Source organism: Microbacterium sp. (assembly GCF_003248605.1).
Taxonomy (GTDB): domain Bacteria; phylum Actinomycetota; class Actinomycetes; order Actinomycetales; family Microbacteriaceae; genus Microbacterium.
The window spans coordinates 1-24166 of the sequence record NZ_QFPF01000029.1 but is presented as its reverse complement, the minus strand read 5'-3'; the positions used below and the strand labels follow the sequence as shown (position 1 = coordinate 24166).

Here is a 24166-nt window from a genome sequence, read left to right as displayed (position 1 = left end):
CGTGTCGCGCACCTCGCGGCTCTTCTCGTTGAAGATCGCGCGGAGCAGGCGCTCCTCCGCCGACAGCTCGGTCTCGCCCTTGGGCGTGACCTTGCCGACCAGGATGTCGCCGGGGCGCACCTCGGCGCCGATGCGGACGATGCCGCGCTCGTCGAGGTCCTTCAGCAGCTCGGGGCTGACGTTGGGGAGGTCACGGGTGATCTCCTCCTTGCCGAGCTTGGTGTCGCGCGCGTCGACCTCGTACTCCTCGATGTGGATCGAGGAGAGGGTGTCTTCCTTCACCAGGTCCTGGTTGAGGATGATCGCGTCCTCGAAGTTGTGACCCTCCCACGGCATGAACGCGACGAGGAGGTTCTTGCCGAGCGCGAGCTCGCCGTTCTCGGTCGCGGGGCCGTCGGCGATGACCTCGCCGACCTCGACGCGCTCACCGGCCGAGACCACGACGCGCTGGTTGTAGCTCGTGCCCTGGTTGGAGCGGTCGAACTTGCGGAGGTAGTAGTCCTGCGTGCCGCCCTCGTCGAGCTGCACGGTCACGACGTCGGCCGACACCTCGGCGACGACACCCGCCTTCTCGGCGGTGATGACATCGCCGGCGTCGATCGCGGCGTAGCCCTCCATACCCGTGCCCACCAGGGGCGAGTCGCTGCGCAGCAGCGGCACCGCCTGGCGCTGCATGTTGGCGCCCATGAGCGCGCGCTGCGCGTCATCGTGCTCGAGGAAGGGCACGAGCGAGGTCGCCACCGACACCATCTGGCGCGGGGAGACGTCCATGTACCCGATCTCCTCGGGGTGGAACAGGTCGACCTCGCCACCCTTTCCGCGGCGGGCGAGAACGCGCTCCTCCTGGAAGTGGCCGTCGGCCTGGAGCGGCGCGTTGGCCTGCGCGACGATGAAGTCGTTCTCCTCGCTGGCGCTGAGGTAGTCGATGTCCTCGGTCACGCGGCCATCGACGACGCGGCGGTAGGGCGTCTCGATGAAGCCGAACGAGTTGATGCGCGCGAAGGATGCGAGCGATCCGATCAGGCCGATGTTCGGGCCTTCCGGGGTCTCGATCGGGCACATGCGGCCGTAGTGCGAGGGGTGCACGTCGCGCACCTCGACGCCGGCGCGCTCGCGCGAGAGGCCTCCGGGGCCGAGCGCGGAGAGGCGGCGCTTGTGGGTCAGGCCCGCGAGCGGGTTGTTCTGGTCCATGAACTGCGACAGCTGCGAGGTGCCGAAGAACTCCTTGATCGCGGCGACGACGGGGCGCACGTTGATCAGGGTCTGCGGCGTGATCGCCTCGATGTCCTGCGTGGTCATGCGCTCGCGGACGACGCGCTCCATGCGCGAGAGGCCCGTGCGCACCTGGTTCTGGATGAGCTCGCCGACGGCGCGGATACGGCGGTTGCCGAAGTTGTCGATGTCGTCGACGTCGAGGCGGATCTCGGCGGGCTTGCCCGCGCGGACGCCGTCGAACGTCGCGTCGCCGCGATGCAGGCGGACCAGGTACTTGATCGTCGCGACGATGTCGTCGACGGTCAGCACCGAGTCGGACAGGGGCTGGTCGAGACCGAGCTTCTGGTTGATCTTGTAGCGGCCGACCTTGGCGAGGTCGTAGCGCTTGGGGTTGAAGTAGAAGTTGTCGAGCAGCGCGCGCGCGGCCTCAGCGGCGACCTGCTCGCCCGGACGGAGCTTGCGGTAGATGTCGCGGAGCGCGTCTTCCTTCGTGAGGATCGTGTCCTTCGACAGCGTCTCCTCGATGGAGTCGAAGCCCGCGAACTCGTTCATGATGTCTTCGCTCGAGAGGCCGAGGGCCTTGAGGAACACGGTGACCGACTGCTTGCGCTTGCGGTCGATGCGCACGCCCACCTGGTCGCGCTTGTCGATCTCGAACTCGAGCCACGCGCCGCGGCTCGGGATCACGCGCGCCGAGACGATGTCCTTGTCGGATGTCTTGTCGGGCGTCTTGTCGAAGTACACGCCGGGCGAGCGCACGAGCTGCGAGACGACGACGCGCTCGGTGCCGTTGATGATGAACGTGCCCTTGCCCGTCTGCAGGGGGAAATCGCCCATGAAGACCGTCTGGGTCTTGATCTCACCGGTCTGGTGATTCATGAACTCGGCCTCGACGTACAGGGGCGCCGCGTACGTCTTGCCGCGCTCCTTGCACTCCTCGATGGAGTACTTCTCGGGCTCGAGGTAGGGGTTCGTGAACGAGAGCTGCATCGTCTCGCTGAGATCCTCGATCGGCGAGATCTCTTCGAAGATCTCCTCCAGTCCGCTGATCTCGGGCACGTCGGTGCGGCCGACGGCCTGGGCCTCGGCGACGCGCGCCTTCCAGGCCTCGTTGCCGACGAGCCAGTCGAACGACTCGGTCTGCAGCGCCAGGAGGTCGGGGACCTCGAGGGTGTCGGAGATCTTGGCGAACGAGAGGCGGGATGCTCCGCGGCCGTTCTTCAGGGTGGGGGTGGTGGATGCGTTGCGCGCAGCAGCCAAGGGAATAACCTCCATGGGCCCGGGTAGGGCTCGTGATTCCTTGTCGTCAGGTGGAATGCTCGCCTTTCCCCGAATTGCCCTGGCGCCGCTCCCCGTTCTCACGAGGGGCGCAGGGGCACAGCCGACCACCATATGAAGGCAGGGGGAACCTAGGAGCGCAAACCACAACTATACGTCGCGCAGCCCTCCGTGTCCAGTCGATTCTTGACGCGCTATCTTTCCTGCGGTATAACCGCGCCATGGGTGGATGCTGGGGCCCCCGAAGGCCCGGAACGAGCGCATGACCTCCGGCGACGGGACGCGACCCGGCACGATCCGCACGCCGGATCAGCGCCTGCGCGTGTTCGTGTCGTCCACGCTGCGCGAACTCGAGGCGGAGCGCCGCGTCGCGCGGGCTTCGATCGAGCGCCTGCGACTCGCACCGGTGATGTTCGAGCTCGGCGCCCGCCCGCACCCTCCGCGGGAGCTGTACCGCGCCTATCTGGCCCAGAGCGACGTGTTCGTGGGCGTCTACGCCGACAGCTACGGCTGGGTCGCCCCGGGCGAGCAGATCTCGGGGCTGGAGGACGAGTACCGCCTCGCGCCCCGCGAGATGCCCAAGCTGATCTACATCCGCCACTCCACTCAGCGCGACACGCGGCTCGACGCCCTCATCGACCGCATCCGCGACGACGACACGGCGTCGTACCGGTCGTTCACGGGCACCGAGGAGCTCGCCGAGCTGGTCGAGGCGGATCTCGCGACCCTCCTCGCCGAGCGATTCGACGCGGGCCGGGATGCCGGGGGCACGACGGCGACCACGGATCCGCTGGCCGCCCGCATCCCTTCGCCCTTCACCCGCCTGATCGGACGCGACCGGGCCGTCGCCGACGTGCTCGACCTGCTCGGCGGCGGGCAGACCCGTCTGGTCACGCTGCTGGGACCGGGCGGGATCGGCAAGAGCCGGCTCGCGATCGCCGTCGCCGAGGCGGCCTCGGAGATGTATCCGGACGGCACGATCTTCGTGATGCTGGAGAACGTCCTCGAGCCGGATCTGCTGCTGCCCACGATCGGGTACGCCCTCGGCATCCGCGACACCGCCGAGGTGCCTCTGGAGCGGCGGCTCGCGCTCGCGCTCGAGGGCCGGCGCATGCTGATCGTGCTCGACAACTTCGAGCAGCTCGTGCAGGCCGCTCCCGTGCTCGTGCAGCTGTACACGATCGCTCCCGACGCATCGTTCCTCGTCACCAGCCGCTCGATCCTGCGCATCCGCGGCGAGCGCGTCTACGACGTCGCGCCGCTGGCCACCCACGACCCCGCCTCGCCCGCGTCGGTCAGCCGCGCACTCTCCTCGGCCGCCGTCGAGCTCTTCGTCGAGCGCGCGAGGGCGGTCAAGCCCGACTTCGAGCTGAGCGCGAGCGGCGGGGCCGCGGTGGTGGGCATCTGCCGCGTGCTGCAGGGGCTGCCGCTCGCGATCGAGCTGGCGGCGGCCCGCATGCGGGTGCTCACACCGGAGTCGATCCTCCGGCGGCTCGACAAGCAGCTGCCCCTGCTGGTGGACTCCTCCCGCGATCTGCCCGAGCGCCAGCGCACGCTGCGGTCGACGATCGAGTGGTCGACGGGGCTGCTGCGCGAGTCCGAACGCGAGCTGCTGTTCGACCTCGGAGTGTTCTCGCACGGCTTCACCCTCGAATCCGTCGAGGAGCTGGGTGCGGGCCGCGCATGGGAGGGCACCGCCATGGACGGCCTCGCGGCGCTCGTGGACTCCTCGCTCGTCGATCAGCAGGACATCGACGGGGAGTCCGTGTTCTCGCTCCTCTCGACGGTGCGCGAGTACGCCGTCGGCGAGCTGCGCGCCCGCGGCGAGGATCAGCGGATGCGCGCCGCGCACGCGCGCCTCTACGCCGCACTGGCGCTGCGCGAGGCACCGCGCCTGGGCGGTCCCGAGCAGCGGGCGGCGGTCGCCCGGCTCAACCTCGAGCGCAGCAACCTGCGCAGCGGCGTGCGGCATCTGATCTTCATGGAGGACTTCGCGACGGCATCCACCGTGGCGTGGCGGCTGTATCTGTACTGGTGGATCGGTGGGTACCTCAGCGAGATGGCCCTGTGGATGCAGGAGATGCTCGACCGCGGGGGCGGCGACACGCCCTTCGCCCGCGCGGTCGCGCGCTACTACGTGCTGTGGAAGGAGATGTTCGGCACGCAGACGCCGACCGCGGTGGACGGGTTCTGCGAGGTCTCGGACCTGTTCGCGGAGGCGGGCGAGGCGATGGGGTCGGCGATGGCGCTGGCCACCGCGGGGCTCGCCCAGATCACAGCCGGGGATGCCGACTTCGACACCGCCGCCGAGCGGCTGTGGCGGGGCGCCGAGGGCTTCCGCGCGGCGGGCGCCCGCTGGGGCGAAGTGCTCATCCTCGTCGCGCTCGGCCGCCTGGAGTGGCTGCGCCGACGCGACGACGACGCGCTGGCGATGTTCCAGCGGGCCCTCGACGCGTCGCTCGCGGCGGCTGACGAGTTCACGGCGACCGTGGCGGCGCACCACCTGGCCCGGGCGCTGCTGCGGGGCGGGCGCGTCGAGGACGCCCTCCGCGTGTACATCGAGGGCATGGCGGGCTCCGTCGCGCTCGACAACGACGAGGGCATCGCCTACTCGCTGGAGGGGCTGTGCAGCATCGCCGCACTCGACGGGGATGTCGAGCGCGCGGGCGTGCTGGCAGGGGCGGCGGCCGCGATCCGCAAGCGCACGGGCCAGTACGACGCTCCCGCCTTCGTCTTCCACACCCGCGATCTCGAGCCGCTCGCGACGGGGCCGACGGGCGCGGCCCTCCAGGCGGCGATCGACCGCGGGCGCGAGTACGGAGCACGCGAGGCGGCGGAGTACGCGCTCGCCGGCGTGCGCGAACGCGCCGCGGGCGCGACGACGACGCCGGTCAGCCGGCCGGCCGCGCGTGCCGGAACCTGATCCGGCTGCCGGGCCGGAGCTGGGCGAGGGTGTCGAGCGACTCCTCCGTCGCCACGGCGATCACGGGGTAGCCGCCGGTCACGGGCCCGTCGGCGAGGAGGATCGTCGGCCGGCCGGAGGGTGGAACCTGGAGCGCACCCGGCACCATGGGTTCGCTCGGCAGTTCGCGGTGCACCGCGCGCTCCAGCTCGGGTCCCTCCAGGCGCATGCCCACCCGGTCGGCGTCGTTCGTCACGCGCCAGACGCTGCCGTAGAGGGCGAGGGCGGCGGCGGGGGCGAACCAGTCGGCGCGCGGACCGGGGGCCAGGGCGATCTCGGCTTCGGCACTCACCGGCCGAGGCGGCGCCTGGTCGACCGGCGGGATCGGCGCCCGCTCCTGCCCCGCACCGCCCAGCACGTCCCCGGCTGCCAGCGGCGCGAGCCCGAGCCCCGCCAGGCGATCCGTGGCGCGTGATCCCGCCGCCCGCGGGGCGTCGATGCCGCCGCGGAGGGCGAGATAGATCCGGGCGCCGTCCCTCGCCCAGCCGACCTCCAGCGTCTCGCCGGCTCTCCAGCGCGCCGCCGCTCCGGTGGGTGCGGGGCGGCCCGCGATCGTCAGGGACGCCTCGGCGCCGGTCTGGGCGACCCAGGTGTCGCGCAGTGCGACCGCGCGCAGGCCGCCCATCGTGACTTCGAGCCCCGCCGCATCCTCGGCGGTGCCCACCAGTCGCAGCGCGAGGCACAGGGCGCCCCGATCGAGGGCACCCGAGGGGGCGATCCCCTGCGCCGCGCGGCCGGGTCGGCCGAGGTCCTGCACGGTCGTCAGCAGGCCCGGCTCGATCACCCGCAGCAGCGGATCGGAGGAGGGCTCCGGGGGACGGGGTCGCACGGATGCCCGGATCACGGAGCGCACGCGGGCGAACCGCACCTGTCGGCCCGGAACGAGCAGGACGGGCTCCGCCGCCGCGGGATCGAACAGCGGCGCAGAGGTCGTGCCGATCAGGCGCCAGCCGCCGGGCGTCTCGCGCGGATAGGCACCCGAGAACTCGCCGGCCAGCCCCACCGCACCCGCCGGCACGCGGGTGCGCGGCGAGGCCAGGCGCGGGATGTCGAGTCCCCAGTCCTCGCTCGTCAGGTAGGCGAATCCCGGGGCGAACCCCGTGAACGCGACCCGCCACCGAGCCGCTTCGTGCCGTGCCGCGAGGGCGTCGGCGGAGAGCCCGACGAGCGCGGCCGTCTCGGCGAGGTCGGGGCCGTCGTAGACGAGCTCGAGCACGACCGGAGTCTCGGGCGGTGGTGCGATGACGGCATCCCGCGCCCGCGTCGCCGTGTCGGCGATCCAGTCGCGCGCGGCGTGCAGCGAGAGCGACCCGGGGCCGAGTCGCACGAGGATCGTCCGCGCGGCCGGTACGAGATCGACCGGACCGGACGGGGCGGAGTCGGCGAGCGCGGCGTGCACGCGATGCACCTCGGCGACCGAGCGGAGCTCGATGAGCAGGCCGCGCTCGCCCATCGGCAGGATGCGCGGCGGCGCGGCCTGCGCCGGCGCGCGACCTTCGGGGCTCACCACGGTGCCCGCACGACGATTCCGGCGGCATCGAGCGCGGCGCGCACCGCGCGCGCCATCGCGACGGCGGCCGGGGTGTCGCCGTGGACGCAGAGCGAGGCGGCGCCGGCCTCGACGAGACTCCCGTCGACCGCCGCCACCACGCCCTCGCGGACGAGGCGTAGGGCGCGGTCGGCGACCTCGCCGGGGTCCGTGAGGAGGGCGCGCGGCGAGCCCCGGGGCACGAGCCCGCCGCCGGGCGCGTATCCGCGATCGAGGAACGCCTCGCGGACGAAGGGCAGACCCGCGGCGGCGGCGGCGGCCGCGATCTGTCCGCCCAACCCGAGGATCGGCAGGGCCCGGCCGAGGTCCGCCGACAGGGATGCCACGGCACTCGCGACCGCGGCGGCCGGCCCCGCATCGGCCGAGACCGCGTGATAGAGCGCGCCGTGCGGCTTGACGTAGCGGATGTCGGCGCCCGCGGCGCGCAGGGCCGACAGCTGCTGCGCGACGACGTCGGTGAGGGCGTCCGCGTCGAGGCTCATCGCGGCGCGCCCGAATCCGGCGCGATCGGGGTAGGAGGGGTGCGCGCCGATGACGACGCCGTGCGCGGCGGCGCGGGCGACGGCGTCGCGCATGGATGACGCATCGCCGGCGTGACCGCCGCACGCGACGTTGGCGCTGGAGACGAGCGCGAACATGGCGTCGTCGTCGGCCGTCGGCACACCGTCGACGGTCTCGCCGAGGTCGCTGTTGAGGTCGATCGAGCCCACGGCTCCACGGTAGACCCGCGCCCGCTAGCGTGGGCGGATGGCCGGAGCGCGCAGACGTCGGGGGACCGCGGACGCCCCGCCCCCGCAGGCGCGACTCTCGGACGGCACGCTCGCCCGCATCGTGCCCTCGCCCTACACCTCCGGCTGGGAGCTCGAGGTCGACGGCACCCCGCAGTCCCACGTCGACCTGGACGATCCCGCGCATCTGCACTTCGAGTACGTCGCGCGGATGGGCGCGGTCATCGACCTGCTGCGACTGCCCGGACAGCCCCTCACGGCGGTGCACCTGGGCGCGGGAGCCATGACCCTGCCCCGATATGTCGAGCACACCCGTCCCGGCTCGCGCCAGCAGGTGATCGAGCTCGAGCCCGCGCTGGTCGAGCTCGTGCGCGCGCACCTGCCGCTGCCCCGGGGAGCGGCGATCCGCACGCGCGTCCAGGATGCACGCGCGGCACTCGGACGCCTGCCGGCGGCGATCACGGGAGCGGTCGACCTGCTCGTCTCGGACGTCTACTCGGGAGCGCAGACCCCCGCGCACCTGACCTCGCTGGAGTTCTACCGCGCCGCCGCCGCGCTGCTGGCCCCCGACGGGGTGCTGCTGGTCAACGTCGCCGACGGCGCGGGTCTGCGCTTCGCCCGCGGTCAGGTCGCAACCGTGCAGTCGGTGCTGCCGTATGTCGTGGTGCTCGCCGAGGTGCAGGTGCTCAAGGGCCGGCGCTTCGGCAATCTCGTCGTCGCCGCATCCGGGGCCCCCCTTCCCACCACGTGGCTGCCGCGCCTCATGGCCGCGGGTCCCCACCCCGCGAAGGTCGCCGAGGGCGCCGAGCTCGCGGCGTTCGTGGGCGGTGCGGCGCCGGTCGCCGATGCGGATGCCGTCGCCTCGCCCCGCCCGAACTCGTCGCTGTTCGAGCGATGACGTTCACCACACGCGGCGCGGCTGGCCGCCTTCGCCGGGTCGCCGAGGCAGACTGTCAGGGCGCCGGCAGGACGCGGCGCAGGTGAGGAGGTCACGGTGAGCTACATCCACGGGTACGACCCCGAAACCCTGCGCGAGGTCGTCGATCCCGCCGAGTGCCGCGAGCGGCTGCTCGAGCTGGGTGACCAGCGCAGCCTGCCCGCCCTTCTCGAGCGGGTGTGGCTGCTGAAGGTGCTCGACCGCCTCGACGACGCCCTCGTGATCTCGGACGAGTCCGTGCGGGTCGCCCGCATGGCCGGCACCCGCAAAGATCTGCTGCGCGCGCGCATCCTGCACGCCACCGTGCTGCAGTGGCGCGGCGCGTACGCCGCGGCCGCGCACGAGCTGACGATGTGCGTCGAGGAGTCCGAGGGCCAGGGATGGGCGTCGATCGCGGCCTTCGCGTGCCAGCATCGCGGCAAGGTGCATTTCGACGCGCAGGACTTCGACCAGGCCCGCCGCGACTTCAAACGCGCGCTGTTCCTGCGGCAGGAGTCGGGGGCGACCGACGCCGAACTCGAGTCGACGCTGCTCGCAGTGGATGCCGCCGACCGACGCCGCACGCGCGACTCGGTCGCCAGCTGACCGGCCCCGGCGCGAGTGTCGCAGGTATGTTCTAGGTTGTTCGCATGTCGGATCTGCAGCGCGTGCGCACCTGGGGCGAGGCCCTGATCACCCTCCATCTCGATTCGTCGTGGACCTTCGGTTTCGACAACGCCAAGCGCCGTGCGGGCCTGTGCGATTACACACGCCGGCGCATCACGGTCTCGCGCTACCTCAGCGCCCGCTACGACGACGAGACCAATCATCAGACGCTGCTGCACGAGGTCGCGCACGCCCTTGCGGGGCCGGCCGCCGGTCACGGCCCCGTGTGGAAGAAGGCGGCCCGCGAGCTCGGATACACGGGCGGCACGACCCATCACGGCGAGACGGCGGTGGAGCTGGCCCCGTGGGTGGGCGTGTGTCCCGCGGGGCATGTCGCCTACCGGCACCGGCGGCCGACGAGGGCGGCGTCCTGCGTGCGGTGCGCACCGCGGTTCGACGAGCGGTTCCTCTTCCGGTGGGAGCGGCGCGAGATCACCAGCGCCGCCCGACGCGCGGCGCTGACCCCGCGATAGACCGCGCGCGGCTGCGCGGTGCGAGACTGGCGGCATGCGCATCCTGCTCCGGTTCGAGATCGACTGCGACCCCGACGCCGCGTGGCGGGCGCTGCACTCCCCCGCGGTGGTCGCTGAGCTCTACGGTCCGCTGCTGCAGATGCAGCCGCTGGGCGCCCTCCCGACCGCGTGGGAGTCGGGGTCCGACGCCGCGGTGCAGCTCTCGCTCGCCGGCGCCCTTCCGATGGGTCGGCAGCTGATCCAGATCACGGACCGCGTGCGCGAGGACTCCCGCGGCCGCGTGCGCATCCTCCGCGACAGCGGGATCCCCCTGACCGGGCCCCTGTCGGCGCTCGACGTCTGGGATCACCAGATGGCCGTCGCTCCCGCATCCGAGGATCCTGCCCGCACGCTCTGGCGCGAGCGGCTCGTCATCGGCGGGGCCGCGGCGCCGGCGTTCTGGCCCGTGCTGTGGACGATCTGGCAGTGGCGGGCGGCACGCATCCGGGCGCTCGCCCCCACGTGGGCCTTCGATCCGCCGACCGACGCGACATCGCCCGGCGACGCGTCTCACCCGTAGACGTCGAGCGCTCCGGGGATCATCCGCAGCCGCACGCCGTACCGCCCGTGCGCGTCGGCGCGGGGGCGGGCCTCCAGCTCGCCGTCGTGCGCGAACGCCGGCACGTCTCCGCCGCGATCCGGCAGCCCCAGAGCGATCTCGGGCACGAGCCGGCGCTCGATGTCGGAGGCGCGGGGCATGAGCCGCAGCACCCTCGCGAGGGCCGCCGTGCGCCGCCCGAAGGCCAGGGAGGCCATCGCGTGCCGGCGCGGACCGCGGGCGTGCAGGACGCGCACGTCGAGCACATCGTCGTCCATGCTCCACCGCTGCATCGTCGCCACACGCGCGGGGTCGTTGCGCCCGACGCTCGTGAACACGGACCAGACGCGCAGGGACTCACCATCGAGCTCGATGTCGATCGGCTCCGCATGCCGCAGCACCCGCCACGCGGCGACGACCCCACCGAGCCATGTGCCGAGCTGCTCCCGGTACACCTCCCGCCGCGCGACGAAGTCGGGATAGATGCCGACCGAACCGGTGTTGAGCACGGTCAACGGTGTATCGCCGGCGTCCAGTTCGGCCACCGCGACCCGCAGTCCGCGCCCCTCCCGCAGGGCATGGATGCCGGCATCCAGCGTGTCGACGCCCGCGGCCCGGGCGAAGTGATTGAAGGTGCCCCCCGGGAGCACCAGCAGGGGCAGGCCCGTCTCGCGGGCGATCTGCGCGAGCGCGGCGACCGAGCCGTCTCCGCCGCACACCCCGAGCACCCGCGGCGGCGTCTGCCCGGCGAGCGCGCGGCCGACGAGCGCCGCCGGCTCCTCGGCGCCGGTGAGCTCGTGCAGGGACGCGGCGGGCAGCTCCCGCTCGATCGTGCGCCGGGGGTCGGCTCGGATGACGTCGGCTCCGGAGGAGGGATTGACGAACATCAGCAGGCCGGCACCGTCGACGAGCGCCGGCAGCGCGATCCGCTCTCCGCGTTCGCGGGGCGGATGCTCGTGTGCTCGCCGTACGGGAACGAGCGCGCGGCCCGCGAGGGCGATTGCGGCGCCGATCGCGACCCCGCCGATCACGTCCGAGAACCAGTGCGCGCCGACGTGCAGGCGCGAGTAGGCGACGCCGGCCGCGACGGGGGCGATGGCCGCGCCCACGACGGGGGCCTCGAGACCCACACCGGTCGCGAACGCCGCGGCGCTGGCCGAGTGTCCCGAGGGGAACGACGCCGAGGTGGGGTACACCGCAAGGCGGCGCCCGATGGGGACGTCCACGAGCACCGGACGCGGCCCGCCGAAGATCTTCTTACCGACGAGGTTGGCGACAAGGCTCGCGGCCGCCAGCGAGAGCACGCCGCGCAGCGCCGCACGCGGCCGCCCGATGACGACGAGGGCACCGGCGATCACGAACCACAGGCGACCGCGATCGGCCGCGCGCGAGAGCCGGCGCAGCCCGCCGTCGCGCGCACGTCGATCCCGTCGCGCGTTGACCCAGCGGTTCGCCTCGCGATCGAAGCGCCGCACACGCCGCGGCAGCAGACGGGCACGACGATACGAGACAACGGGATGCCGCAGCCGGGGCAGTCGCATGGGTCGAGGCTACGCCGCCACGGCCATTGACGGGCGCGGGCCCGGGGTCGACGATGCTGTTACGGCCCCGTCACACGCGGAAACCGCGGGGAAACGTCGGGGCCGCACGATGACACCAGCGGACCCGGTGCCGACACGGGCGAGATCGAAGCCCATCGGCGGGCGAAACCCGACGGGCGACGCGCGAAGCGAGAGCGAGGCAGTGATGGCGACAGTACGGGCGGCGATCTCCCAGACCACCTGGACCGGCGACAAGGAATCCATGCTCGACAGGCACGAGCAGTTCGCCCGCGATGCCGCGGCGCAGGGAGCGCAGGTGATGTGCTTCCAGGAGCTCTTCTACGGGCCCTACTTCGGCATCACGCAGGACAAGAAGTACTACGCCTACGCCGAGCCCGCCGACGGCCCGATCGTGCAGCGCTTCGCGGCCCTGGCCAAAGAACTGAATCTCGTGATGATCCTGCCGATCTACGAGGAGGAGATGGCGGGGGTCTACTACAACACCGCCGTCGTGGTCGACGCCGACGGCACGATCCTCGGCAAATACCGCAAGCACCACATCCCCCACGTCGAGAAGTTCTGGGAGAAGTTCTACTTCCGCCCGGGAAACCTCGGCTATCCCGTCTTCGACACCGCCGTCGGCAGGATCGGCGTCATCATCTGCTACGACCGGCACTTCCCGGAGGCCTGGCGCGAACTCGGTCTCAACGGGGCTCACCTGGCTTTCAACCCGAACGCGACGAAGCCCGGCCTTTCGAACCGGCTGTGGGAGGTGGAGCAGCCCGCCGCCGCCGTCGCGAACGGGTACTTCGTCCTCGCGCCCAATCGGGTCGGGCTCGAGGACAACGAGTACGGCGATGAGGCGGTGGACTTCTACGGCACCAGCCAGATCGTCGACCCGCGCGGCAACTACGTCGGCGCGCTGGGCTCGGGCGAGCACGAGGAGCTGCTGATCCGCGATCTCGACATGGACCTGGTGCGTCAGATGCGCGACGACTGTCAGTTCTACCGAGACCGCCGTCCCGACTCGTACGGGGAGATCGTCGCACCATGACCACGACACTCATCACCGGGGGCACCGTCGTCTCGGCCACGGGCAGAGCCCCCGCCGACGTCCTGATCGACGGCGAGAAGATCCGGGCCGTGCTCGCACCCGGTTCGACCCTGCTCGGGCACGACCTGACAGCATCCGTCGACACGGTCGTCGACGCCACCGGCAAGTACGTGATCCCCGGCGGAATCGATGCGCACACGCACATGGAGCTGCCCTTCGGGGGCACGGCGGCAAGCGACACGTTCGAGACCGGCACACGCGCCGCGGCATGGGGCGGCACCACCACGATCATCGACTTCGCCGTGCAGAAGTACGGCGAGCGCGTGCAGGACGGGCTTGCGGCATGGCACGCGAAGGCCGCCGGCAACTGCGCGATCGACTACGGCTTCCACCAGATCATCGGCGGCGTCGACGACGACTCGCTGAGCGCGATGCGCGGTCTGCTCGATGAGGGCGTGTCGAGTTTCAAGCTCTTCATGGCGTACCCGGGCGTCTTCTACTCGGACGACGCGCAGATCCTGAAGGCGATGCAGGTCTCGCGCGACACGGGCCTGCTGACGATGATGCACGCCGAGAACGGCCCCGCCATCGACGTACTCGCCCAGCAGCTGGTCGATGCGGGCAAGACCGACCCGTACTATCACGGCATCGCCCGCGCCTGGCAGATGGAGGAGGAGGCCACGCACCGGGCGATCATGCTGGCCGATCTGACCGGCGCGCCGCTCTATGTCGTGCACGTGAGCGCCAAGCAGGCCGTCGAGCAGCTCGCGGGGGCGCGTGACCGCGGGCAGAACGTCTTCGGCGAGACGTGCCCGCAGTACCTCTACCTCTCGCTCGAGGAGCAGCTGGGGGCGCCGGGGTTCGAGGGCGCCAAATGGGTGTGCTCCACGCCGCTGCGCTCGCGCGCCGAAGGGCATCAGAACGCGATGTGGCAGGCGCTGCGCACCAACGACCTGCAGATGGTCTCGACCGACCACTGCCCGTTCTGCATGAAGGATCAGAAGGAGCTCGGGCTCGGCGACTTCCGCAAGATCCCCAACGGCATCGGCTCGGTCGAGCACCGCATGGACCTGATGTACCAGGGCGTGGTGACGGGCGAGATCACTCTCGAGCGCTGGGTGGAGCTGACCTCCACGACCCCCGCGCGCATGTTCGGTCTGTATGGCACGAAGGGCGTCATCCAGCCCGGCGCCGACGGCGACGTCGTCGTGTACGACCCGAACGGACACACGTCCATCGGCTACGACAAGACCCATCACATGAACATGGACCACTCGGCCTGGGAGGGCTTCGAGATCGACGGCCACGTCGACACGGTCATCGCGCGCGGCCGGGTGATCGTCGACGGCGGCCGTTATCTGGGGTCCAAGGGCGATGGCCGCTACGTCAAGCGCGGCCTGAGCCAGTATCTGATCTGAGAGGCACGTGATGGACTTCGGAGTCGTCCTGCAGACCAACCCGCCCGCCTCGCGCACGGTGCAGCTGGCCACGCTCGCCGAGGCGCACGGCTTCAGCCACGTGTGGACCTTCGACTCGCACCTGCTCTGGCAGGAGCCGTACGTCATCTACTCGGCGATCCTCGCCGCCACCCGTCGGGTCACCGTCGGCCCGTTCGTGACCAACCCGGCCACGCGCGATTGGACGGTGACCGCGTCGGTCTTCGCCACGCTCAACGAGATGTACGGCAACCGCACGATCTGCGGCATCGGCCGCGGCGACTCGGCCGTGCGCGTCACCGGAGGCAAGCCGACGACGCTGAAGGAGCTGCGCGAGTCGATCCACGTCATCCGCGAGCTCGCCAACTCCCGCCCGGTCGAATACAACGGGGCGACCCTGCAGTTTCCGTGGAGCCGGGGCTCGAGCCTCGACGTCTGGGTCGCGGCCTACGGACCACTCGCACTGAAGCTGGCGGGCGAGGTCGGCGACGGTTTCATCCTGCAGCTGGCCGACGTCGACATCGCGGCCTGGATGATCCAGACGGTGAAGGATGCCGCGGCGAACGCCGGCCGTGATCCCGAGAGCCTGCAGTTCTGCGTCGCCGCCCCGATGTACATCGGCACGGACGTCGCGCACATGCGCGACCAGTGCCGCTGGTTCGGTGGGATGGTCGGCAACCACGTCGCGGACATCGTGGCGAAGTACGGCCCGTCGACCGGGCCGGGCAGCGCGGTGCCCCAGGCTCTCACCGACTACATCGCCGGTCGGACCGGCTACGACTACAACTCGCACGGACAGGCCTCGAACGACCACGTCGACTTCGTGCCCGACGAGATCGTCGACCGCTTCTGCGTGCTCGGCACCGCCGAGGAGCACATCGGCAAACTCGAGCAGCTGCGGGCGCTGGGCGTCACGCAGTTCGCGGGGTACCTCCAGCACGACAACAAGGAGGAGACCCTGCGGGTGTACGGCGAGACCGTCATCCCGGCCCTCTCCCCGCACATCACGGCGAAGGCATGACGACCGCCTCGCCCTCCCGGCATACCCGCCGCCGCGGTCTCGCCGCGTGGGGCTGGGGCCTGCTGGGCGTGCTCGCCCTGGTCGCCCTCTGGGAAGGCTACAAACTGCTCGCCCCGGACGACGGTGTGCTCATCGGCGAGACCCGCATTCTCCCCCGCACGACGGATCTCGCAATGCCGCACGTGTGGGACATGCTGATCCGGCTCGCCGAGCCCGTCACCCGCGCCGACGGCTCGCCGCCGCTCTGGCTCGCGGTGGCGCTCGCCGCCGTGACGACGCTCGGCATCGCGGCCGCCGGGTGGGCCCTCGCCGTCGTCGTGGGGCTCGGGCTCGCCCTGCTCATGCAGCGCTGGCGCCTCGTGGAGTGGGGGCTGCTGCCCTGGATCGTCCTGAGCCAGACCGTGCCGCTCATCGCCTTCGCGCCGATCGTGCGCAGCTGGGGCTCGCGCATCGAGATCGGCGCGTTCGAGTGGCAGGACTGGATGTCGGTCGCCGTCATCGCCTCCTACCTCGCGTTCTTCCCCATCGCGGTGGGAGCGCTGAAGGGGCTGCAATCACCCGACCGCATCCACACCGAGCTGCTGCACACGTACGCCGCCGGCTACTGGCCCACGCTCGTCAAGCTCCGGCTGCCCGCCGCGGTGCCCTACCTGCTGCCCGCGATGCGACTGGGGGCGGCGGCCGCCGTGATCGGCGCCGTCGTGGCCGAGGTCTCGACCGGCCTGCAGGGCGGCATCGGCCGCCTGCTCATCCAGTTCGCCGGACAGGCATCCGGCGACCCCGCGAAGCCGTGGGGACCGATCTTCGGAGCGATCGTGCTGGGGCTGGTCGCCGCGGGCTCCGTCGCGCTCCTCGGCGCGGGCCTGAAGGACTACCGACGCGGAGAGGCGGACCGATGATGACGACGGCGACCAGTGAGGCCGCCGTCAGCGCGGTGAGCGTGCGCGGGGCGGGCAAGGTGTTCGCCGGACGCGCGGGCGAGGTGCGCGCGCTCGAGGATGTGCACCTCGAGGTGGCCGCGGGCGAATTCGTCTCGCTGATCGGACCCTCGGGATGCGGCAAGTCCACACTCCTGCGTCTCATCGCCGACCTCGACGCGGTGAGCTCCGGATCGGTCGAGGTCTTCGGCAAGAGCGCCGACCGCGCACGCCGCGATCAGGAGTACGGGATCGCGTTCCAGCAGGCGGGACTGCTGCCCTGGCGCACCGTGGCGGGAAACATCTCCCTGCCTCTCGAGATCCACGGGATGCCGGCATCCGCCCGCCGCGCGCGCGTCGGCGAGCTTGCGGCCATGGTGGGCCTGGACGAGTTTGCCGACCGCTATCCCGATCAGCTCTCGGGTGGGATGCAGCAGCGGGTGGCGATCGCGCGGGCACTCGCCGAGCGCCCGCGCCTGCTGCTGATGGACGAGCCGTTCGGCGCGCTGGATGAGATGACCCGGGAACGCATGCAGACGGAGCTCTCGCGCATCGCCGCCGAGACGGGTGCCGCCGTGGTGTTCGTGACGCACTCGATCCCCGAGGCGGTGTTCCTCTCCCACCGCGTCGTGGTGATGTCGCCCCGACCCGGACGCATCACCCACATCGTCCAGACCGGGTTCGGCGCGGGGGTGGCGCGCGACGAGGCCCTGCGGGAGGACCCGTCCTTCTTCGAGCGGGTCACGGCGGTGCGCGAGGCGCTGCACGGCGCTCCCGCGAGCGCATCCGGTGCCCGGGAGCACCGATGACCACGACCCTCTCCCCCCGCGCCGAGCGCCGTCTGCGGGTGATCGCGCCCCTCGCCGTCGGAGCCGTCGCGCTCACCGCGTGGCAGCTGCTCGTGACCGTGGGGGGCGTATCGGATTACCTGCTGCCCTCACCGGCGGCGATCGCGGAGGAGCTCGTCGCGTTCGCGGGGCCGATCGCGCAGGCGACCCTGATCACCGGCACCAACGCGCTCGTGGGACTCGTCGCGGGCGGTCTGCTCGGGGTGGGCCTGGCCGCCCTGGCCGCACGCTGGCGCCCCGTGGACGGCATGGCCGCGCCGATCGTCGCGGCGCTCGCGGTGGTGCCGATCGTCGCGCTCGCCCCCGTGCTCAATTCGATGTTCGGCGCCGACAGCCAATTCGGCAGGCAGGCGATCGCCGCGCTCGCGGCGTTCGTGCCCGTGTTCCTGAACACCCTGCGCGGGCTCCGTCAGACCAGGCCCGTGCACCGCGACCTGATGCGGGCGTACGCCGCCACCGGCGGACAGTCCTTCCGCGCCGTGACCCTGCCCACCGCCCTGCCCTACCTGCTCACCGGCGTGCGGATCGCGAGCTCGCTCGCCGTGATCTCCGCGCTCGTCGCGGAGTACTTCGGCGGACCGCGCGGTGGTCTGGGCAGCGCGATCTCGACGTCGGCAGCGACCAGCGCGTACGCCCGCGCGTGGGCCTACGTCGCGGCCAGCATCCTGCTGGGGCTGCTGTTCTATGCCGCGACCGCGCTGCTCGAGCGGCTCGTCGCGCGCCGGGTGCCGGATCCCGCGCGCACCTGACCCCGGCATCCCCCACGTCCTCGCACCGAGGCGACACCGCACCGACGCACCACCTGACCCGAAAGGAACGACATGAGACACAGCACACGTCGATCGCTGACCGCGGGAGGCATCGCCCTCTCGGCGAGCCTCGTCCTGGCCGCCTGCGCGGGGGGCTCGACCGACACCGACACGGATTCCGGCGATGCCGATGCCGGCGAGCTCACCCCCGTCGTGCTGCAGCTGCAGTGGCTGCCGCAGGCGCAGTTCGCGGGCTACTTCGCCGCCGTCGAACAGGGCTTCTTCGAAGAGGAGGGTCTCGAGGTCGAGATCATCCCCTCGGGCGGTGACATCGTGCCCCAGGACGCGCTCGCGAACGGCGACGCGGACTTCGCGATCGCCTGGGTGCCCAAGGTGCTCGGCTCGATCGAGGCGGGGGCCAACCTGACCGACATCGCGCAGATCTTCCAGACCTCGGGTACGCTGCAGGTGGCGTGGGCGGACTCCGGCATCGAATCGGTGGCCGACTTCGAGGGCAAGAGGATCGGCTCGTGGGGCTTCGGCAACGAGTGGGAGATCTTCGCCGCGATGGCGGCGGAGGGGCTCGACTCGACGACCGTCGAGATCATCACGCAGGACTTCAACATGAATGCCTTCCTGCAGGGCGACATCGACGCCGCGCAGGCGATGACCTACAACGAGTACGCGCAGCTGCTCGAGACCGTCGACCCCGAGACGGGCGAGCTGTACACCCCCGAGGACTTCAGCGTCATCAGCTACCAGGACACCGTGGGCGCGATGCTGCAGGACGCGATCTGGGCCGACACCGAACGCCTCGACACCGATGAGGAGTACGCCGAGACGGCGGTGTCGTTCCTCAAGGCCGTCATCAAGGGGTGGGTCTTCGCTCGGGACAACCCGGAGGAAGCGGCCGAGATCACGCTCGCCTCGGGCTCCGGCTGGGGCCCGAGCCACGAACTGTGGATGATGAACGAGACCAACAAGCTCATCTGGCCCTCGCCCGCGGGGATCGGCATCATCGACGAAGCGGCCTGGAACCAGACCGTCGAGGGCGCGCTGGCCGCCGTCAACGAGACCGGCGCCCGCCTCATCACCGAGGAGCCGCCGGCGAGCGCCTACTCGAACGAGTACATCCAGCAGGCGCTGGACGAGCTCGCCGAGGAGGGCGTCGACGTCACGGGAGAGGGCTTCGAGCCGATCGAGGTCGAGCTGCTGGAGGGCGGCAACTGATCACCCCGGTCGCTTAGACGGTCTCAGCGGCCGGGGGTCTCTTGACCCCCGGCCGCTGAGCGAGGAGCGTAGCGACCAGACGAATCGCGAACGATGAGAGTGACCGGTATGACGACAGACATCCTTTCCGACCTCGACCTGACGACGAAGCAGCTCGACCGGGCGCACGTCTTCCACTCCTGGTCGGCGCAGGGGGCCCTCGATCCCGTCGTGATCGCGGGCGGTTCGGGCACGACCGTGTGGGATCACTCGGGCAACCGCTACCTCGACTTCTCGAGCCAGCTGGTCAACGTCAACATCGGGCACCAGCATCCCGCCGTCATCCAAGCGATCCACGATCAAGCGTCGCTGCTGGCCACGATCGGACCCGCCACCGCCAACCTCGCCCGGGGTGAGGCGGCGGCGCGCATCGTCCGTCGCGCGCCCGCCGGATTCTCGAAGGTGTTCTTCACCAACGGCGGCGCCGATGCGATCGAGAACGCCATCCGCATGGCGCGCCTGCACACGGGCCGCGACAAAGTGCTCTCGACCTATCGCTCGTACCACGGCAACACGGGGGCGGCGATCGTCGCGACGGGCGACTGGCGACGGATGCCGAACGAGTTCGCCCGAGGACACGTGCACTTCTTCGGCCCCTACCTGTACCGCAGCGAGTTCTGGGCCGAGAGCCCCGAGGAGGAGAGCGAGCGGGCGCTGCGGCACCTGGAGCGCGTCATCCAGTCCGAGGGCGCGGACGGGATCGCCGCGATCCTGCTCGAGTCGGTGCCCGGCACCGCCGGGGTGCTGATCCCGCCGCCCGGCTACCTCGCCGGCGTGCGGGCGCTCGCGGACCGCTACGGCATCATGCTGATCCTCGACGAGGTGATGGCGGGGTTCGGGCGCACGGGCCGCTGGTTCGCCTTCGAGGGCTACGACGTCGTGCCCGACCTGATCGCCTTCGCCAAGGGGGTCAACTCGGGCTACGTGCCCGTGGGCGGCGTCATCATCTCGGACGAGATCGCGGCGACGTTCGATGACCGGGTCTATCCGGGCGGCTTGACCTACAGCGGGCACCCGCTGGCGGCCGCCTCCATCGTCGGCGCACTCGACGCGATGGAGTCCGAGGGCATCGTCGACAACGCCCGCCGCGTGGGCGACGAGGTGATCGGCCCCGCGCTGACCGCACTCGCCGACAGGCACGGCCTCATCGGAGAGGTGCGGGGCGAGGGCGTCTTCTGGGCGCTCGAACTCGTCGCCGATCGCGAGTCGCGCGAGCCGCTGCCCGCCGCCGCGATGGGCGCGATCAAGAAAGGCCTCGTCGCTCGCGGCCTGCTGCCTTTCGTGCAGGACAACCGCATCCACGTCGTGCCGCCGTGCGTCGTCACCGATGACGAGGTCGCGGAGGCCGCAGAGATCTACGACGACGTGCTCGCCGAGATCGGAAGGGACACACCATGACCGACGCCGGCACCCTCGAGCGGTCCGCGGATCGGGCGACGACGATCCTCGACCATTGGGTCGACAGCGCACCCTGGGCGGGCACGTCGACCCGAACCGCCCCCGTGTTCAACCCCGCGCTCGGCAGCGTGCAGAAGCAGGTGCGCCTCGCGTCCGCCTCCGACGTCGACCGGGCCGTCACCTCGGCCTCCGCGGGGGCCGACCGGTGGCGCGACGCCTCGATCGCCAAACGCCAGGCGGTGCTGTTCGCCTTCCGCGAGCTGCTGAACGCCCGCAAGGGCGAGCTCGCCGACATCCTGACGGCCGAACACGGCAAGGTGACCTCCGACGCCCTCGGCGAGATCGCCCGCGGGCTCGAGGTCGTCGAGTTCGCGTGCGGCATGCCGTCGCAGATGAAGGGCGCCTACTCCGAGAACGTCTCGACCGACATCGACGTCTACTCGCTGCGCCAGCCGCTCGGCGTCGTCGGCATCATCAGCCCCTTCAACTTCCCGGCGATGGTGCCGCTGTGGTTCTTCTCGATCGCGATCGCCGCCGGCAACGCGGTGGTCCTCAAGCCCAGCGAGAAGGATCCGTCCGCCGCGAACTGGCTCGCCGCGCTGTGGAGCGAGGCGGGCCTGCCCGACGGCGTCTTCACCGTCGTGCACGGAGACAAAGAGGCGGTCGACGCCCTGCTGCAGCATCCCGACGTGCGCTCGATCTCGTTCGTCGGGTCCACGCCCATCGCGCGCTACATCTACGAGCAGGCCGCGCGGTTCGGCAAGCGCGTTCAGGCCCTCGGCGGGGCGAAGAACCACATGCTCGTGCTGCCCGACGCCGACCTCGACCTCGCCGCCGATGCCGCCGTCAACGCGGGGTTCGGGTCGGCCGGCGAGCGCTGCATGGCGATCTCGGTCGTGCTCGCCGTCGACGCCATCGCCGACGAGCTCGTCGCGAAGATCGCCGAGCGCATGGGGCGGCTGCGCACCGGCGACGGCATGCGCGGCTGCGACATGGGGCCGCTGATCACCGAGGCGCACCGAGACAAGGTGGCCGGCTACATCGACACGGCGCGGTCGGACGGCGCCTCCGTCGTGGTCGACGGGCGCGGTATCGAGGTCGACGGCGATGCCGGGGGATTCTGGCTCGGGCCGACGCTGATCGATCGGGTGCCGACATCCTCTGCCGTGTATCGGGACGAGATCTTCGGCCCCGTGCTCTCGGTGGTGCGGGTCGAGGGCTACGCCGACGGGCTCGGCATCATCAACGGCAGCCCGTACGGCAACGGCACGGCGATCTTCACGAACGACGGCGGCGCGGCAAGGCGCTTCCAGCGCGAGGTGCAGGTGGGGATGATCGGCATCAACGTGCCGATCCCCGTGCCCGTGGCCTATCACTCGTTCGGCGGGTGGAAGGACTCCCTCTTCGGCGACGCGAAGGCGTACGGTCCGCACGGGTTCGACTTCTTCACGCAGGAGAAGGCCGTCACCTCGCGCTGGCTCGACCCCTCGCACGGCGGCCTGAACCTGGGGTTTCCGCAGCACGACTGACGGGCGGGCGGGCGTACGCTGTGAGCACCAGCGCGCGTCCCAGCCGGGGATGCGCCCCGAGCCTTCCGATCGGAGGTTCCCCATGTCCGCGCACACCACCCCCGGTGCCCAGAAGTCGATCATCGGCGAACCCGAGGTCGTCGAGGACCGGATTCCGGATGCCGCCACCATCGCCCTCGCGGCCGACGTCGAGCACTCCCCCGCCTGGGTGAGCCTGCGGCGCTCGGTCGTGGCCCTGCAGTCGCTGCAGACCGGCGACGGGTCTGTGCCGGCAGCATCCGATCACGACGTCGCCCGTGCGCACGTCGCGCGCATCCGCGCCGCGGTCGCGGAGCTCGCGCCGCTCTTTCCGCACGACGCGAGATATCTCGCGGCATGCCGGCAGGATCTGCAGCGTTGGGCCGAGGGGGCCTTCGGCGTGCCCGACTTCTTCGACGCGCTCGTCGCGTTCGAACCGCAGCGGCACCGCGTCGACGGGCTGCGCCACCTCGTCGTCTTTCCGATGTACACGCAGAACGGCTCGCGCGATCGGCTGTTCGAGGCCCTGATCGTCGAGACGATCTGGCCCGAGTTCATCGCGGCGCTCGAGGCGGGCGACTACGGCAACCGGCTGTTCGTCTCGCTGCGGCTCGTCGATTTCACCCCCGGATACGACACGAACTCGGCGGTGCTCTTTCCCGAGACGGTGGCGGTGCGCGAGGTGCCGACGTTCACCTGGGGAGCGATCTTCCAGGACCGCGAGGCGGCGCGCTATCGCCGCGTCGTGTCGGCGGCCGCGCGCATCACCAGACTCGAGCTGCCCGACGACGCCGAGCGGATGCTGTCGGATCAGCCGCTCGCCGAGCAAGCGTTCGTGATGTGGGACCTCATCCACGACCGCACGCACATGCGCGGCGATCTGCCGTTCGACCCGTTCATGATCAAGCAGCGGATGCCTTACTTCCTCTACTCGCTCGAGGAGCTGCGCTGCGACCTCACGGCGTATCGCGAGTGCGTCGCGATCGAGCGCCGCCTGCGACGGGCCGAGGGCAGGGCGCCGATCGAGGAGGAGATGCTCGATCGGGCGCGGCTCGTGCAGTACGCCGTGGTGTTCGACCGCATCTTCCGTTTCGCGATCACGGGCACCCGGGTGCGCAACTACGACGGGCTCGGCGGCCAGCTGCTGTTCGCGTGGCTGCATCAGCGCGGTGTGCTGCACTGGACCGACACGGCGCTGCGCATCGACTGGCCGGACGTTCCGTCGGCCGTCATCGCCCTCGGCGACGCGATCGATGAGCTCTATTGGCGCTCGATCGACCGGCCCAAGCCGACGCACTGGCTGGCCGCCTACGAGCTGATCCGGGGGGTCCTCGCACCCCATCCGGCGTCGGTGTGGGCGACGGGGCTGCCGCGGGAGGTGCTCGCCGGACCGCCGAAGGGGTACACCGATGCGGTGCTCGACGACGAGTTCCCGCTGTCGATGTTCTACGAGGCGCTCGATCGCAAGATGCGTCCCGTGATCGAGTCGACGGCGGGCATCCGCGGCTCGGACTGAGCCGTCGACAGGCTCAGGGGCCGAAGCCGCGCACGACGAATCTAGGCTGGGTGGGTGACACCCCTCCACGACAGCGCCGTGCGCGGCTTCGCCTCCGACAACTACTCCGGCATCCATCCCGACGTCCTCGCCGCGATCGCGACGGCGAACGACGGCCACCAGGTCGCGTACGGAGAGGATGCCTACACCGAGCGCCTGCAGCTCGCGTTCGCCGCGCACTTCGGCGCGGGCGTCGAGGCGTTCCCGGTCTTCAACGGCACGGGCGCCAACGTCGTGGGCCTGCAGTCGATGCTGCCGCGCTGGGGCGCGGTCGTGGCGGCCGCGTCCGCGCACATCAACGTCGACGAGGGCGGCGCGCCCGAGCGCGTCGCGGGCATCAAGATCCTCACCGTGCCCACGCCGGACGGAAAGCTCACGCCCGAGCTGATCGACCGCGAGGCGTGGGGCTTCGGCGACGAGCACCGGGCGCAGCCGCTCGCGGTCTCGATCACGCAGTCCACCGAGCT

At 71.3% G+C, this 24166-nt stretch carries 20 protein-coding genes; 16 read left to right on the top strand and 4 right to left on the bottom strand.

Going from position 1 to position 24166, the window contains the following annotated elements; translation table 11 throughout:
* On the bottom strand, window positions 1-2475 hold a 2475-nt coding region (gene rpoB, locus DI573_RS06080), incomplete at its 3' end, for a DNA-directed RNA polymerase subunit beta (protein ID WP_292811749.1).
* Window positions 2476-2755: 280 nt separating this feature from the next.
* Here rpoB and DI573_RS06075 point away from each other — a divergent pair.
* Entirely contained in the window at window positions 2756-5416 is a 2661-nt protein-coding gene (locus DI573_RS06075) for a DUF4062 domain-containing protein (RefSeq protein ID WP_292811747.1), read from the top strand.
* Here DI573_RS06075 and DI573_RS06070 read toward each other — a convergent pair.
* Entirely contained in the window at window positions 5385-6965 is a 1581-nt protein-coding gene (locus DI573_RS06070; protein ID WP_292811745.1) for a 5-oxoprolinase/urea amidolyase family protein, read from the bottom strand. The genes DI573_RS06075 and DI573_RS06070 overlap by 32 nt on opposite strands.
* A complete protein-coding gene (locus DI573_RS06065; protein ID WP_292811743.1) occupies window positions 6959-7714 on the bottom strand; it encodes a 5-oxoprolinase subunit PxpA in 756 nt (251 codons plus the stop codon). Before DI573_RS06065 ends, DI573_RS06070 begins: the two co-directional genes overlap by 7 nt.
* Window positions 7715-7751: 37 nt before the next feature.
* Here DI573_RS06065 and DI573_RS06060 point away from each other — a divergent pair, with 37 nt between their 5' ends.
* The 4 genes from DI573_RS06060 (at window position 7752) to DI573_RS06045 (ending at window position 10346) form a co-directional block, all read left to right on the top strand.
* Window positions 7752-8630: a fused MFS/spermidine synthase gene (locus DI573_RS06060; protein ID WP_292811741.1), complete on the top strand. Its 879-nt coding sequence runs from the start codon at window positions 7752-7754 to the stop codon at window positions 8628-8630.
* Between the two features lie 96 nt (window positions 8631-8726).
* Window positions 8727-9254: a hypothetical protein gene (locus DI573_RS06055; protein ID WP_292811739.1), complete on the top strand. Its 528-nt coding sequence runs from the start codon at window positions 8727-8729 to the stop codon at window positions 9252-9254.
* A 44-nt stretch (window positions 9255-9298) separates the two neighbouring features.
* Complete coding sequence (locus DI573_RS06050; RefSeq protein WP_292811737.1) at window positions 9299-9787, top strand: SprT-like domain-containing protein; 489 nt, start codon at window positions 9299-9301, stop codon at window positions 9785-9787.
* Between the two features lie 34 nt (window positions 9788-9821).
* On the top strand, window positions 9822-10346 hold the full coding sequence (locus tag DI573_RS06045) for a hypothetical protein (protein WP_292811736.1): 525 nt from the start codon (window positions 9822-9824) through the stop codon (window positions 10344-10346).
* On the opposite strand, the gene DI573_RS06040 is transcribed toward DI573_RS06045, so the two are convergent.
* Window positions 10337-11905 (bottom strand): bifunctional phosphatase PAP2/diacylglycerol kinase family protein, encoded by a 1569-nt coding sequence (locus DI573_RS06040; protein WP_292811733.1) that lies wholly within the window; start codon window positions 11903-11905, stop codon window positions 10337-10339. The genes DI573_RS06045 and DI573_RS06040 overlap by 10 nt on opposite strands.
* A 205-nt stretch (window positions 11906-12110) precedes the next feature.
* Here DI573_RS06040 and DI573_RS06035 point away from each other — a divergent pair, with 205 nt between their 5' ends.
* The 11 genes from DI573_RS06035 to DI573_RS05985 form a co-directional block, all read left to right on the top strand.
* Window positions 12111-12959 carry a nitrilase-related carbon-nitrogen hydrolase gene (locus tag DI573_RS06035; RefSeq protein ID WP_292811731.1) on the top strand — a complete coding sequence of 283 codons (849 nt, stop codon included), beginning with the start codon at window positions 12111-12113 and terminating at the stop codon, window positions 12957-12959.
* Complete coding sequence (gene hydA / locus DI573_RS06030; RefSeq protein WP_292811729.1) at window positions 12956-14377, top strand: dihydropyrimidinase; 1422 nt, start codon at window positions 12956-12958, stop codon at window positions 14375-14377. The genes DI573_RS06035 and hydA overlap by 4 nt, the downstream gene beginning before the upstream one ends.
* 10 nt (window positions 14378-14387) lie before the next feature.
* Window positions 14388-15416, top strand: coding sequence for a TIGR03842 family LLM class F420-dependent oxidoreductase (locus DI573_RS06025; protein ID WP_292811726.1), 1029 nt, complete (start codon window positions 14388-14390; stop codon window positions 15414-15416).
* Window positions 15413-16315 carry an ABC transporter permease subunit gene (locus DI573_RS06020; protein WP_292811724.1) on the top strand — a complete coding sequence of 301 codons (903 nt, stop codon included), beginning with the start codon at window positions 15413-15415 and terminating at the stop codon, window positions 16313-16315. Before DI573_RS06025 ends, DI573_RS06020 begins: the two co-directional genes overlap by 4 nt.
* Window positions 16312-17142, top strand: a complete 831-nt coding sequence (locus DI573_RS06015; RefSeq protein ID WP_292811722.1) for an ABC transporter ATP-binding protein — start codon at window positions 16312-16314, stop codon at window positions 17140-17142. The genes DI573_RS06020 and DI573_RS06015 overlap by 4 nt, the downstream gene beginning before the upstream one ends.
* Entirely contained in the window at window positions 17139-17930 is a 792-nt protein-coding gene (locus tag DI573_RS06010) for an ABC transporter permease (RefSeq protein WP_292811719.1), read from the top strand. The genes DI573_RS06015 and DI573_RS06010 overlap by 4 nt, the downstream gene beginning before the upstream one ends.
* A gap of 72 nt (window positions 17931-18002) precedes the next feature.
* Window positions 18003-19160, top strand: a complete 1158-nt coding sequence (locus tag DI573_RS06005; RefSeq protein ID WP_292811717.1) for an ABC transporter substrate-binding protein — start codon at window positions 18003-18005, stop codon at window positions 19158-19160.
* A gap of 108 nt (window positions 19161-19268) precedes the next feature.
* Window positions 19269-20597, top strand: coding sequence for an aspartate aminotransferase family protein (locus DI573_RS06000; protein ID WP_292811715.1), 1329 nt, complete (start codon window positions 19269-19271; stop codon window positions 20595-20597).
* Window positions 20594-22126 carry a CoA-acylating methylmalonate-semialdehyde dehydrogenase gene (locus tag DI573_RS05995; protein WP_292811713.1) on the top strand — a complete coding sequence of 511 codons (1533 nt, stop codon included), beginning with the start codon at window positions 20594-20596 and terminating at the stop codon, window positions 22124-22126. Before DI573_RS06000 ends, DI573_RS05995 begins: the two co-directional genes overlap by 4 nt.
* Before the next feature lie 82 nt (window positions 22127-22208).
* The gene (locus DI573_RS05990) at window positions 22209-23660 is read left to right on the top strand and encodes a DUF6421 family protein (RefSeq protein WP_292811711.1); all 1452 of its coding nucleotides are present in this window, start codon (window positions 22209-22211) and stop codon (window positions 23658-23660) included.
* 54 nt (window positions 23661-23714) lie between these two features.
* Window positions 23715-24166: beta-eliminating lyase-related protein (locus tag DI573_RS05985; protein WP_292811709.1), on the top strand; the 452-nt coding region annotated here is incomplete at its 3' end.